Here is a 12,773-nt window from a genome sequence, read left to right on the forward strand (position 1 = left end):
GGTTCGGATCCAAGCCACGTTGCTTATGAGTGTGTAGATCCATTAGTGGTCCAATGACCGACACGACGCCTGAAGTGGTCCGCCTGTTCGGGGGGCCGGGGAGCGGGAAGACCACGGCGCTGCTGGACCGGGTCGAACAGTTACAAGAAGAAGGGGCAGACGTACGCGATATCCTCGTCGTCTCGTACACGCGCGCGGCGGCCGCGGAGATCCGCGAACGCCTCGCGGAGCGACTGGACACGACGCCCCGGGCCCTCCGCGGCAACGTCTGTACGATGCACGCGAAGGCCTACGAACTCCTCAATCTCTCGCGTGGCGACGTGGTGGGCGAGTCGGACAAAGAGGAGTTCTGCGAGGAGTACGGCATCGAGTACGAGGACGAGAACAAGGGCGCGCGCCGCCGGAGTGCCCGTTCGACGACCATCGGCAACAAGGTCATCGCGACCAGCCAGTGGCTCCAGCGCACCCGCCGGGACGTGGCCGACTGGTACGACGTGCCCTTCCAGTGGAACGTCGAGAAAGTTCGCCTCCCCCCGGAGGAAGACCCCAACTCACAGACTGGCAACAAGTACACGCCGACCTGGCCCTCCGACGACGACCGGATCGACGTGCCCGAGGCCATCCGCGCCTGGCGTGCCTACAAGGGCGAGAACGGGCTCGTCGGCTTCGCAGACATGCTCGAACGCGTCAAACAGCGCTCGCTCCTCCCGAACGTCGAGTACCTGGTGATCGACGAGTTCCAGGACATCACGACGCTGCAGTACGACGTGTACGAGGAGTGGAAACCGCACATGAAGCGGGTCCTGATCGCGGGTGACGACGACCAGGTCGTCTACGCCTGGCAGGGTGCCGACCCCGACCTCCTGCTGGACGAGGAGGTCTCCCAGGACGAAGTGCTGCCCAACTCCTACCGGCTTCCCTCGAAGATCCTCAACGTCGTCAACAAGGAGATCAGCCACATCGAGAAACGACAGGAGAAAGACCTCGAACCGCGCAAAGAGGGCGGCCGCGTCGAGGCCCCGCCCCGCCCTTCGATGCTCGACCTGGTCCGGAACGTCCGGGCCACGCTCGAAGAGGACGAGGATAGCACGTCGATGATCCTCTTCCGGGCGCGCTACCAGATGTTCCAGTTTATCGACGAGTTCATCGGTGAGGGGATTCCGTTCCAGTGTCTGACCGACCAGCGGATGTGGACCGATCGGCTGACCCAGTACGTTCGGGCGGTCGAAGGACTGGCGGAGGACGAGCCCGTCACGGCCCTGCAGGCCCGGCGGCTGGCGGACATGCTGGCGGATTCGGCGTTCGGCACCGGCGAGCGCGACGACTTCTTCGACGCCATCGACGAGGTCCAGGAGGAAGCGGACACCGACGACCTCGCGGAGATCACGGTCGAACCCGAGTTCGTCCGCGATCACGCGCCGTTCATGCCCGATCCGCGGTCGGCGGCCGACATGCTCCGGAAGGTCACCAACTTCCAGGAGCGGTCGGTCGACGCCTACTTCTCGGGCGACTATCAGGGGATGGCCACCGACGCGGTGCGGGTCGGGACGATCCACTCCGCGAAGGGTCGCGAGGCCGACCACGTCTTCCTCGCGACCGACCTCACCGAGAAGGTGGTCGAGCAGATGGCCGCGACCGTCGAACAGGAGGGTCGCGAGGTCGAGGGTGTCGAGGAGTTCACCAAGCACACCGATCCGGTCCCGACGCTGACGGACAACGAGCGCCGCGTGTTCTACGTCGGAATGTCGCGTGCGCGCGAACGTCTGGTCCTGCTGGAGAACCTCGTCGACGGCGCGCCGACGCTCCCCATCGACGTGCTGCTAGAGAACGAACCCTCCGAGAAGACCGTCGACCAACTGCTCGACGAAGCCAAAAACGCCGTCGCGATCCAGTAATTACTCCTCTTCGTCGTCGGGCGTCTCGACGACGGAACTGGCCACGTCTTGAGCGGCGTCGGTCGCTACGTCCGTCGGTTTGGTGACGTACTCTTCGGCAGCGATCATCAGCACGGCGACGAGGATGAACGCACCGCCGACGACTCGATCGCCGCCCAGGAACGTATCGAGGCCGAACAGTGCGACCGGCGCGGCCAGTATCACCGCTCCCATCAGCCCGAAGGTATCGAGGATGCCCAGTCCCATCTCGTGCCCGCCTTGGAAGCCACCGGACAAAAGCGGTGGGTGTTCGGCTCCACGACACGTTTTTCCACTCGCTGTGTCTCCGTTCGGGTATGCTCCCCCGCGAAAGCCGCGTCACCCTCGCCGCCCTCTCGGTCGCCGCCGTCGTCGGCGCAGTGAGTCTCGCCCTGAACCTCGACGCGGCACTCCCGTACGGGAGTGCGGTACTGTATCTGATCGCGTTCGTTGGGCTGAGCCTGCTCGTGCCACAGCTGTACCTCGCCTGGACGACGAGTGGCCCCGGAACGCGAAAGTGGCATCTCCGTGCCGGGCTCGGTGTGGCTGGCGTCCTGGCACTGACCGGTGCGAACGTCGATCCGTCGGGTCGGACGGCGATGCAGGTGATCGGCGTGGGGCTGCTGGTCACACTCTTTCTCGTCGAAGCCGTGCAGGGCTACTACGAGTCCGCGCTGTTCGAGGACGCCAGCGCCGAATGAAAACGGGTTTGCGGCCGCCCTCCCTAGGACGGGTATGTTCACCGGCATCGTCGAGCGGACGGGCGAGATCACCGACGTGACCGACGACGAAGGGGGCCGCCGCCTGACGGTCGCGGCAGACCTCGACGACCTCCACCACGGTCAGAGCATCGCCATCAGCGGCGCGTGCCTGACCGTCGAGGAGTTCGGAGACGACTGGTTCTCGCTGTTTCTCTCGGAAGAGACGCTGGACCGAACCTACCTCGGTGAGTTGACCGAGGGCGACCTCGTGAACGTCGAGCGGGCGCTGCCGGCAGACGGGCGCTTCGACGGCCACGTCGTGCAGGGCCACGTCGACGGGACGGCCGAGGTGACTGCCGTAGAGCGAATCGGGGACGACTGGGAGTTCCGGTTCTCCGTTCCGGAGGACATGGAGCGCTATCTGGTCGAGAAGGGCTCGGTGACGGTCGACGGGATCAGTCTCACCGTCGCCAGCCTCTCAGCGGAGGATTTCGGCGTCGCGGTCATCCCGGCGACCTACGACATCACCACGCTCTCGGAGAAGTCGGTGGGCGATCCGGTCCACCTGGAGGTGGACGTGGTGGCCAAGTACGTCGAACGGCTGCTGTCGGCCGACGCGGACCTGACGGCGACGCAGACGCCCTACGCCGAGCGGTTCGAGGACTAGCCCAGGTCGGGACTGTCCGCCGGTCCGTCGCTCCGACTGGCCCGGCGGTAGGCGTCGTTGTACTTCGAGAGTTTCCGGAGCAGCAGGTAGACGAACAGGCCGTCGTAGAGCACGACGAAGCCGAGGAAGACGACGAACGAGTCGACGGCGGTCACCTCGGCGACGACGGAAACCAGCACGGTCGCACAGGTGTTGTAAGTCGCGTGGACGAGCGTGGCGACGAGCAGCCCCTTCACGACGATGGGACCGGCGTTGTCGGGGTTGAACTTGGCGAGACCGAGGTAGTAGCCGGCGAAAGCCGAGTAGATGACGTGGCCGGGACCGGCCAGCGCCCGGATCGTGGCGATATCCGAGCCGGCCTGTATCAGATTCATGCCCGGGGCGACGGTCTGCAGAGTGGTGGTGATGTAGAGGGCGTTCTCGATGGTCGCGAAGCCCAGACCGGCGACTGCGCCGTAGACCGCGCCGTCGATCACCGCGTCGAACTCGGGCATGCGGTAGGCGTACATTCGGACGGCGAGCAGTTTCACCGCCTCCTCGACGGGGCCGACGACGAGGAAGTACAGCGCGAGCAGGCCCAGAATTGGAACCAGGCCGAACCCGGAACCGATCACTTGGACGTATCTGCCCACCGTGTCGTTGAGGATCCCCGCGAAGTTGGCGAACAGGATCCCGAGCAGGAAGGTGACGACGAGGATCTCGAGCGGTTCGGCGGTCGTCACGTCGGCCCGCCAGAGGTACGCCGCGAGGACGAACGCCGGCACGATCGACAGCACGACGAAGGTGCCGACACGGGGATCGATCAGGAGTCCGAACCCGCCCAGCACAAGCTGGAGGCCGAGGATGAGGGCTGCGACGACGACGACGGTCCAGCGCAACCCGACGATCGCGGCGCGGTAAAGCCCCTGAGAGAACCGGTCGAGTCCAGACCGCGTCTCCCACTCCGAAATCTCGTAGAGGTCAATCGACCCGTCGTCCATCGACTGGACCGGGTCTCGCTCCTCGTCCATGTCCGTGGGTCGGGGGACGCACACCTAACGCTTTGGCTCCGGACGCTCAGTGGACCTCGGCTTTCGCGGCGTCGCCGAGCAACCGCAAAGCGGCCGCCCCGAGGACGACGTTACAGGCCACGAGGACGGCAACGGCAGGGGCGACGGTGTTCCAGAGTCCGCCGAACCCGGTCACGTCGAAGACGCTCAGCACGTCCCGGCCGAGCATCAGCGCCCGGATGCCGTCGACGCCGTAGGTGATCGGGTTGACGACCGCGACCGCGCGAATCCAGCCGGGCAGGACCGACAACGGGAGGACGGCGCTGGAGACGAACAACAGCGGGAAGGTCAGCAGGTTCGCGATCATGATGGTCGCTTCCCGGTCGCGAGTCACCAGCGCGACGACGTTCGAGTACGCCATGAACACGCCGCCGAACAGCACCGTGACGGCGACGATGCCGACCAGTCCGGGCAGGCCGGTCCGGAGGTACCCCGCCGTCGTCGCATCCGACGTGAGCGCCAGCACGAGGTAGCCCAGCGCGAGGATGAGGAGCGTCTGGACGGCGATGCGGACGACCTCGGAGCAGACTTTTCCGAGGAACATCGCACCCCGGTGCATGGGGGAGACGAGCGTCTTCTCGAACATCCCGGTCTCCATGTCGTCGACGAGCCCGATCCCGGAGACGGCGGCCGCGGCCAGCGCCGACTGGATCACGATGGCCGGCGTGAGGTAGGTGACGTAGTGAACGTCGCCGACGGTCGCGGCGAGTGCGGGGCCGGCGACCGCACCCAACACCTCGGCCAGCAACACGAAGAAGATGACCGGCTGGACCAGCGAACTGAAGATCACGTAGGGGTTCCGGGAGGTCTTGACGAGCCAGCGCGTCAGGCTGATCCGCATGTCCGTGACCGGCCCGTTCCCGTCGGCTCTCCGGGCGGTGTCGCTCCCGGCGTCGTCGGCGTGACTCATCGGGCCACCTCCAGCTTCCGGGTCGCGTCGTCCCCGTCAGATTCGAGTTCGTCGTCGGTGAGCCGGAGGAACACGTCGTCGAGGGTGGGCGACCGCACGTCGAAGCCGGTGACGGCGACCCCCGCCGCATCGAGCGCGCGGAACAGTTCATTGATCCCCTCTCTGACGTTCTCGGCCGTGATTGCGAGTCCGTCGTCCGTCGGCTCGACCGTGGCGGCGTCGAAGGCGTCCGACCGGTACACCGCTCGTGTCGCCCGCTCGGTGTCGGCGGCGTCGACGAGGGTCACGTCGAGGACGTCGCCGCCGACCGCCGACTTCAGGGCGGCCGGGGTGTCGGTGGTGACGACTTCGCCGTCCTGGAGCAAGGCGAGTCGGTCACAGAGCCGGTCGACCTCTTCGAGATACTGGGTCGTCAGGAACACCGTCGTCCCGCGGTCGTTGATCGACTGCAGGTACTCCCAGAACCGGAGTCGCGCCTCGGGGTCGAGGCCGGTCGTCGGTTCGTCGAGGAAGACGACCGGCGGCCGGTGGACGAGAACGGTCGCGGCGTCCAGCCGTTTCTTCATGCCGCCGGAGAACGTCTCCGCGCGCTGGTCGGTCACGTCGTCGAGCCCGACCAGTTCGAGCAGTTCGGCGATGCGGTCGTCGCGCGCTCCCTTCGGGACGCCGTAGACCTCGCAGGTGTACCGCACGTTCTCGCGAGCGGTCAGCTCCTCGTCGACGCTGGTCTCTTGGGCCATATAGCCGATGGACTCGCGGACGGCCTGTGACTCGTCGGTGGTGTCGTAGCCGTCGATCCGGACCGAGCCCCGCGTCGGGTCCAACAGTGTCACGAGGGTCTTGATCGTGGTCGTCTTGCCGGCCCCGTTCGGGCCGAGGAAGCCGAAGAACTCCCCGGCACCGACGGTGAGGTCGACGCCGCGGACGGCTTCCGTGCCGTCGGCGTAGGTGACGTGGACGTTCTCTGCCTCGATGGCGAGCCGTCCCGCCGGCGGTTCGGCGCTGTTCGCCTCGACTGTGGGTCGTGTCGATTGCATCGCTGGACACAGTGGTACCCCATCGCCCGGGCTAACCCTGTCTCTCAGTCGTCCGGCCGTTTAAGTGTCAGTCGGGCAGTGGCGGCCAGGTCGAAGCGACGGTCGTCTCGATGACGTGGGTCTGGGCGCGCCGGAGGCGTTCGGACAGCGAGGAGGCGGTGATCCCCAGCTCCGCGGCGACGTCCTCCAGTGACGCCGTTCGCGGAATCTCGAAGTAGCCCATCTCGTAGGCGGTTCGGAGCGCTTCCTGCTGGCGGTCGGTCAGGCCCTCGCCCGGGGCCTCGGGTTCGCCGTCGCGGGTGAGCCGCCGGAGCCTAAAGCCCGCGTTTTCCTGCCAGAACTCGCGGAACGCGTCGAAGGCGTCGCGGTCGGCGAACCAGCCGGCCTGTATCCACCCCGTCGGCGTGACCTGAATTCGCTCGATCAGGGCGTCGGTCGTCGCCAGCGCGCGCAACCCGTCCAGATCGTCGATAGCGTCGCCGAGCGTCTCCTCCAGGCTCGTCGCGGGGACGGTCTGGTACTGCCGCGTCTCGCCCGCCTGCCCGACGAGCGTGTAGTCGGCGACGAACACCGACGACTCGAAGGCCCGCTCGAGGCCCTGCTGTTCGCCGCCGGTCACGTAGGTGATGAACAGCGGCCAGTTCCCGTGGTTGTACTGAATCTTCAGGTCCAGTTGCGCCTCGGGGACCGCCTTCGCCACGGAGACGAGCGGGAGCGCCTCGCAGGTGATATCGAATTCGGCGACCAACCCCATGGCTGTCGGATGCTCGCCCCGCCCCATGTGCGTGTCGGACCACGACGATGTTTGCGGGTAATTCTCCGGCTACCTGGATGATTAAAGAGTATTATTTCGTTTAACGAGCATCGTTTTACGTGCGTGTCGGTCACTGGCTGGTAATGACACGCTACAGCGCCAGTCGGGGGATCATGTACTCTGCTCCGCCGACGGACGACGATGACGAGGAGGCGGCGGAGGCGACGCCGGCCGCGGAGAACGGGGAAGCGGCGACGGCGGACGACTGACGGCAGGACGAGCGAAGCGGGGAACGAAGTGACCCGCGAGAGCGCGATCGGAGCGCGCTCTCGAACGGAGAGGTTTTTGGGTGCAGGTCCTAATGGTGGGTAATGACTGTCACTGCAGGCGTCGTCGCCGTGCAGGGCGACGTGAGCGAACACGCCGCGGCCATCGAGCGGGCCGCCGCGTCCCACGGGCAGGACGCCGAAGTGCGGGAGATCAGGGAGTCGGGGATCGTGCCCGAGTGCGACCTGCTCCTGTTGCCTGGCGGCGAGTCGACGACGATCTCGCGGTTGCTCCAGCGCGAGGGGATCGCCCCCGAGATCAGAGACCACGTCGAGGCGGACAAGCCGGTGCTGGCGACGTGTGCGGGGTTGATCGTCCTCTCGACGGACGCCAACGACGACCGCGTCGAGACGCTGGATCTGGTGGACGCGACCGTCGAGCGCAACGCCTTCGGCCGGCAGAAAGACAGCTTCGAGGCCCCGCTTTCCGTGGCTGGGCTGGACGAGCCCTTCCACGCCGTGTTCATCCGCGCGCCGCTGATCGAGTCGGTCGGCGACGCCGAGGTGCTGGCGGCGTGGGACGGGCGGCCGGTCGCCGTGCGGGACGGGCCGGTCGTGGGGACCTCGTTCCACCCGGAACTGACCGACGATGCGCGGATGCACGACCTCGCCTTCTTCGCCGACGACTGACTCGGCGGGGGCGGGGGGCCGGTGACCGGGGTTTTTTCCGACTCACGCCCTCGGCCAGGGTATGGACGCATCTATCGACGCCGTGCGGGTCGCCGGCACGCCGACGGGGCCGGTGCCGGTCGTCTTGCTCGCGGTCGAGGGCGAGTCGGATCTGTTGCCGATCTTCATCGGGTTCGACGAGGCCGCGAGCATCGCCCGCGGGCTCGACGCCGAGGACATCGGGCGGCCGCTGACCCACGACCTCACGCTGAACCTGGTGGAGGAACTCGGTGGGCGGATCGAGCGCGTCGCCGTCAGCGACGTCGAGGACGGGACCTACATCGCCGACCTCCACCTGGCGACGCCGCGGGAGTCGACGGTGCTCGACGCGCGGCCGAGCGATTCGCTGGCGCTGGCCGCCCGGACGAACGCGCCCCTGGCGGTCGACGAGTCCGTCTTCGAGGCGGGGCGGCGCGACCCCGACGAGTTCGACGACCTGGACGACATCCGCGAAGTGATGGAAGTTTAGTCGCCCGGTGAGAAAGACAGGCATGGACGATACCGACGCCGTCCTCGACGAACTGTTCGCGGTCATCGAGGACCGCAAGGAACAGTTGCCCGAGGACTCCTACACCGCCTCGCTGTTCACCCACGAGAAAGGCGAGAACGCCGTCCTCGAAAAACTGGGCGAGGAGACGACCGAACTCCTGCTCGCGGCAAAAGACGACGACCGCGAGGAGATCGCTCACGAGGCCGCCGACATCGTCTATCACATGCTGGTCCTGCTCTCGATGAAGGAGATGGGCGTGGCCGATCTGCGGGCGGAGTTGCGAGAGCGGCGGTAGTCCCGGTCCAGCGCCGTCACTCGCGGTTCGGACAGACCGTGACGCCGGTGAACTCGAAGCGGGTCCCGTCGCCTTCCTCGGCCAGTGATACGTCCCAGCCGTGAGCCTGGGCGATCTCTCTGACGATGGCGAGCCCCATCCCCGTCCCGTCGCCGGTCGTGTAGCCGTAGTCGAACACGAAGTCTCGCTCGTCGGGTAGGATACCGGGGCCGTCGTCTTCGACGTAGAAGCCGACGGGGTCGTCGCCGAGTACGCCGAGGCGGACGGTCACGTCGTGGCCGCCGTGGGTGACGGCGTTCGAGTAGAGGTTCTGGAGCAGTTCCACCAGTCGGTCGGCGTCGGCTTCGACGGCACAGTCGGTCCGACACTCCAGCGTGGCGTCGGGGGCGTTGACCCGGCCCCACGCGGCGCGGGCACAGCCCTCGAGGTCCGTCTCCCCGAGTTCGCCGATGACCTGTCCGTCCCGAGCCAGCGTGAGCACGTCGTCGATCAACGCCTCCATGCGATCGACGGCGTCCTCGATGTGATCGTGGTGGCCGCTCCCGCTCTCGGCCCGGGCGGCTTCGACGCGGGCGCGGATCACCTGCAGGGGGTTCCGGAGATCGTGCGAGACGACGCTCGCGAACCGCTCCAGGCGCTCGTTCTGCCGTTCGAGTTCCCGCTGGTACTGCTCGCGCTCGGTCACGTCCCGGGAGTTGACGACCACACCGGCGAGGGCGGGGTCCCTGAGGCGGTTGTGGGCGACCGACTCCAGGGTGCGCCACTCGCCGGCCGCGGTCTGCATCCGGTAGGTGACCTGTCGCGTCTCGCCGAGCCAATTCTTCGGATCGGCGAAAAACGAAAGCACCCGGTCCCGGTCGTCGGGATGGATGCGGTCGACAGGGTTCTGATCGACGCACTCCGCTGGGGAGTAGCCCATGATGTCTTCGATGATCGGGTTGACGTAGCGGACCGTCCCGTCTCTGCGGTGGATCGTGAGCACATCCGTCGAGAACTCGACGAGTTGTTCGAACCGCCCGGCCGGCTCCTCCTTACCGGTCAGGTCCGGTCGAACGCGGGCGAGCGCGTCGCTCAACCGGTCGGCGAGGATGTCCGCGTCCGGGTCCGATTCGACAGGGACGTACTCGGTCACGCCGACCGAGAGGGCGTCGCTGACGAGTCGTTCGTCACCGTCACGCGAGAACAGGACGAACGGGACCGTCGGCCGCTGGCGTCGCGCCCGTTCTAAGAGGTCGACCCCGTCCATGTCCGCGAGTTCCGCGGCACTCAGCACGGCACCGACGGCTCCATCGTCCAGCATCTCGAGGGCCGCCGCGCCGCGCTCGGCCGTCTCCACCGACGACACCTCTGTCGTCTCGGCCAACTCCTCGCTCAGCGCGTCCGGGTCCGGCTCGGGTGCGACCAGCACCGTTGGCGGGCCACTCCCGTCGACCATCGGCCGTGTTATGCACTGCTCGCACTTATCAATTGCTGGTTATTTCCCACAGGGCGGCAGAAAACGATCGTTCCGCGGCTCTGGGACCGTGTGCAGCGGCCCGCTGAGGTGTGGTCGGTCCGTGGCCGGTCGAGTGCGTGCCAAAGGACGCGCTTTTATGCACGAACCGTCTACGGACGGCAACATGATTCTCGAGGACCTCCCGACGACGCCCACGTCGGAGGAGCTCATCGATCAGGCGTTCTCCCGGGCGGCTCGTGCGGGGCGGGCCAAATCCGGGTTCGAGGCCCAGCAGTCGATGCTCCAGACCGCCGCGAACGTCGTCTCGGACAACCTCGAGAACGTCGTGACGTCCTGGCCCGATATCGACGAACTCGACCCCTTCTACCGCGAGTTGATCGACGCCCTCGTGGGCGTCGACGATCTACGCCAGCACCTCTCGGAGATCGGCTGGGCCAGTCGGAAGGCCAGCGACATCCGCGACGAGTACCAGGGTCGGTTCCGGAACGTCGACGCCGACGGCGCGAAGAAGCTCCGCAAGCAGGCGTTCGCCCGCATCGCGGACGTGGTGGAGGAGGTCGAAGGCGACCTCGAAGCCGTCAACGAGGCCCGCAACACCCTCCGGGAGTTGCCGGACATCCGGCCCGACGAGCCGACCATCGTCGTCGCTGGCTACCCAAACGTGGGTAAATCCTCCTTCGTCAACCGAGTCACCAACGCTCGCAACGAGACGGCCTCCTACCCCTTCACGACCACCGAGATCCGGGTGGGCCACATCGAGCGTGACCACATCCGTTATCAACTCGTGGACACGCCCGGCCTGCTGGACCGGCCGCCGGAGGACCGCAACGAGATCGAATCGCAGGCGGTCAGCGCGCTCGAACACCTCGCCGACGCCGTGCTGGTGATGGTCGACGCCAGCGGGGAGTGCGGGTATCCCCTCGACGTGCAGCTCGAACTCAGGGACGCGCTGGCGGCCCGGTTCGCGGACGTGCCCGTCCTGACGGTGTGTAACAAGAGCGACCGGTCGACCGACGTGGACGCCGACCTGTACATGAGCGTCACCGAGGGCGAGAACGTCCAGGAGACGCTCGACGCGGCCGTCGAGGCCGTCGGGTACGAGCCCGAACTGCCCTACGACGAGTGAGTCAGGCGTCTTCGATGGTCACGTAGCGGACCTGTGTCTCCACGTCGTGGCCGGCCGCGCGGTCGACGGCGGTGTCGATTCGTCCACTGAGTCCGGCCACCGACTCGCCGTTCCCGGGCGGGACGCCGACGGTCACGACCACGCGGTCGGACTGGCTCAGCAGGATGCTCTCGGTGAACTGTACTTCGGTGTCCAGAAGCGTCGCACGCTCGGTGTCAGCGACCACGCCCTCGACGCCCCCGCGGATGTCCTCCTCGCTGGCGGCGTTCTGAAAGGAGTTGTAGGTGACCCCGCCCAGGAAGATCGAGAGGACGGCGATGGCGACCGCCAGGATGGCCACGCGTTTCAACACCGCGCTCCGGGCCTGGTCGAGCTGGAACCAGTTGTGGGGCCGGTAACCGCTGTACCAGAGGACGGCGATGGCGGCGACGTTGATCGAGAGGCCGTTGACCAGCGCGAGAACGCCCGACCCGACACTGACCATCGGGAGGCCCCAGGCGACGCCGATGCCGACCGTGGCGGCCGGCGGGATCAGGGCGACGGCGATCATGACGCCCACGATGGCCGCCGAGACGCCCGAGGACAGCGAGAGCGCGCCGGCGACGCCGGCCCCCAGCGCGACCGCCAGCGAGAGGAAGTCCGGGGCCAGTCGCTCGCGGATTTCGGGGACCTCGGTGATCTCGATGCCGGGTGGAACGAGGTGGGCGTACCGGACGAGGACGGCGAAGGCGGCGGCGCTGACGACCGCCAGTGACATGCCCAGCACCTGTAGTTTGACGCCACGAACGAACAACTCGTCTTCGTCGAGGACGGTGCCGACGCTGGCGGCCATCGCCGGGCCGATGAGGGGGGCGATGACCATCGAGCCGACGACGACCGCCGGCGAGTCGAGCAACAGGCCGGCGGTGGCGATGATGGCGCTGATGACCGTCATGGTCGCGTAGGTCTGCAGCGTCGGGGCCAGTTCCTCCGCGCGGCTCTGTAACTCCTCGCGAGCGATGCGGTTCTCGTCGATTGCTTCCTCCTCGGCGTACCTGCCCTCCAGTTCCTCGAACCGTCGGGAGACGACGGTGCTGGCCTCGACGACGACGGTGTAGGCCTCGTCGTCGATGCCCGCGTCTCGGAGCCGTTCGAGGACGGGCTCGACCGCAGGATTGGGCAGCGGCGCGTAGACGATGGCCGTGAACTCGCGGCCGCTGGTCTCGTCGGTGACGACGTAGTCGACACCCTCGTCGTCGAGGGCACCGAGAACCGTCTCGCGTTTCCCCGTCGGGATGGTCACCTGGAGGAGTCGCACACCCGACACTCACACGGCGGTGGGAAATACGTGGCGGGCCGCGGCCACCACGGGCCTTCCACAGGCCGAAATAGCGGCCCTTA

15 protein-coding genes are annotated in these 12,773 nt (G+C 67.2%); 8 read left to right on the forward strand and 7 right to left on the reverse strand.

Going from position 1 to position 12,773, the window contains the following annotated elements; translation table 11 throughout:
* Window positions 1-53 precede the first annotated feature (53 nt).
* Entirely contained in the window at window positions 54-1,895 is a 1,842-nt protein-coding gene (locus tag EAF64_RS16100) for a UvrD-helicase domain-containing protein (protein WP_129070010.1), read from the forward strand.
* On the opposite strand, the gene EAF64_RS16105 is transcribed toward EAF64_RS16100, so the two are convergent.
* Window positions 1,896-2,141 (reverse strand): DUF7533 family protein, encoded by a 246-nt coding sequence (locus tag EAF64_RS16105; RefSeq protein ID WP_129070011.1) that lies wholly within the window; start codon window positions 2,139-2,141, stop codon window positions 1,896-1,898. It lies immediately after the preceding gene.
* A gap of 89 nt (window positions 2,142-2,230) precedes the next feature.
* Between EAF64_RS16105 and EAF64_RS16110 the strand changes: the two genes are divergently transcribed.
* Window positions 2,231-2,614, forward strand: a complete 384-nt coding sequence (locus EAF64_RS16110) for a hypothetical protein (RefSeq protein WP_129070012.1) — start codon at window positions 2,231-2,233, stop codon at window positions 2,612-2,614.
* Between the two features lie 34 nt (window positions 2,615-2,648).
* Entirely contained in the window at window positions 2,649-3,281 is a 633-nt protein-coding gene (locus EAF64_RS16115; protein ID WP_129070013.1) for a riboflavin synthase, read from the forward strand.
* Here the strand turns inward: EAF64_RS16115 and EAF64_RS16120 are convergent.
* The 4 genes from EAF64_RS16120 to EAF64_RS16135 all read right to left on the reverse strand — a co-directional run bounded on the left by EAF64_RS16120 (window position 3,278) and on the right by EAF64_RS16135 (window position 7,031).
* On the reverse strand, window positions 3,278-4,291 hold the full coding sequence (locus tag EAF64_RS16120; protein ID WP_129070014.1) for a PrsW family intramembrane metalloprotease: 1,014 nt from the start codon (window positions 4,289-4,291) through the stop codon (window positions 3,278-3,280). The genes EAF64_RS16115 and EAF64_RS16120 overlap by 4 nt on opposite strands.
* A gap of 46 nt (window positions 4,292-4,337) precedes the next feature.
* Window positions 4,338-5,240, reverse strand: coding sequence for an ABC transporter permease (locus EAF64_RS16125; protein ID WP_129070015.1), 903 nt, complete (start codon window positions 5,238-5,240; stop codon window positions 4,338-4,340).
* Window positions 5,237-6,277: an ABC transporter ATP-binding protein gene (locus EAF64_RS16130; protein WP_129070016.1), complete on the reverse strand. Its 1,041-nt coding sequence runs from the start codon at window positions 6,275-6,277 to the stop codon at window positions 5,237-5,239. Before EAF64_RS16130 ends, EAF64_RS16125 begins: the two co-directional genes overlap by 4 nt.
* A 67-nt stretch (window positions 6,278-6,344) precedes the next feature.
* The gene (locus EAF64_RS16135; protein WP_129070017.1) at window positions 6,345-7,031 is read right to left on the reverse strand and encodes a helix-turn-helix domain-containing protein; all 687 of its coding nucleotides are present in this window, start codon (window positions 7,029-7,031) and stop codon (window positions 6,345-6,347) included.
* A 143-nt stretch (window positions 7,032-7,174) separates the two neighbouring features.
* Here EAF64_RS16135 and EAF64_RS21645 point away from each other — a divergent pair, with 143 nt between their 5' ends.
* The 4 genes from EAF64_RS21645 (at window position 7,175) to hisE (ending at window position 8,811) form a co-directional block, all read left to right on the forward strand.
* Window positions 7,175-7,300 carry a hypothetical protein gene (locus EAF64_RS21645; RefSeq protein WP_267899443.1) on the forward strand — a complete coding sequence of 42 codons (126 nt, stop codon included), beginning with the start codon at window positions 7,175-7,177 and terminating at the stop codon, window positions 7,298-7,300.
* A 102-nt stretch (window positions 7,301-7,402) separates the two neighbouring features.
* Complete coding sequence (gene pdxT / locus EAF64_RS16140) at window positions 7,403-7,987, forward strand: pyridoxal 5'-phosphate synthase glutaminase subunit PdxT (protein ID WP_129070018.1); 585 nt, start codon at window positions 7,403-7,405, stop codon at window positions 7,985-7,987.
* Between the two features lie 61 nt (window positions 7,988-8,048).
* Window positions 8,049-8,495: a bifunctional nuclease family protein gene (locus tag EAF64_RS16145; RefSeq protein WP_129070019.1), complete on the forward strand. Its 447-nt coding sequence runs from the start codon at window positions 8,049-8,051 to the stop codon at window positions 8,493-8,495.
* Window positions 8,496-8,517: 22 nt separating this feature from the next.
* A complete protein-coding gene (hisE, locus tag EAF64_RS16150; protein WP_129070020.1) occupies window positions 8,518-8,811 on the forward strand; it encodes a phosphoribosyl-ATP diphosphatase in 294 nt (97 codons plus the stop codon).
* A 16-nt stretch (window positions 8,812-8,827) separates the two neighbouring features.
* On the opposite strand, the gene EAF64_RS16155 is transcribed toward hisE, so the two are convergent.
* Window positions 8,828-10,246 (reverse strand): hybrid sensor histidine kinase/response regulator, encoded by a 1,419-nt coding sequence (locus EAF64_RS16155; RefSeq protein ID WP_129070021.1) that lies wholly within the window; start codon window positions 10,244-10,246, stop codon window positions 8,828-8,830.
* Between the two features lie 184 nt (window positions 10,247-10,430).
* On the opposite strand from EAF64_RS16155, the gene EAF64_RS16160 reads away from it, so the two are divergent.
* Window positions 10,431-11,393, forward strand: coding sequence for an NOG1 family protein (locus EAF64_RS16160; RefSeq protein WP_129070022.1), 963 nt, complete (start codon window positions 10,431-10,433; stop codon window positions 11,391-11,393).
* A 1-nt stretch (window position 11,394) separates the two neighbouring features.
* Here EAF64_RS16160 and EAF64_RS16165 read toward each other — a convergent pair whose 3' ends face one another.
* Complete coding sequence (locus EAF64_RS16165; protein ID WP_129070023.1) at window positions 11,395-12,690, reverse strand: TIGR00341 family protein; 1,296 nt, start codon at window positions 12,688-12,690, stop codon at window positions 11,395-11,397.
* Window positions 12,691-12,773 lie beyond the last annotated feature (83 nt).

Origin of the sequence: Halorientalis pallida (assembly GCF_004118325.1) — an archaeon.
Classification (GTDB): Archaea; Halobacteriota; Halobacteria; order Halobacteriales; family Haloarculaceae; genus Halorientalis; species Halorientalis pallida.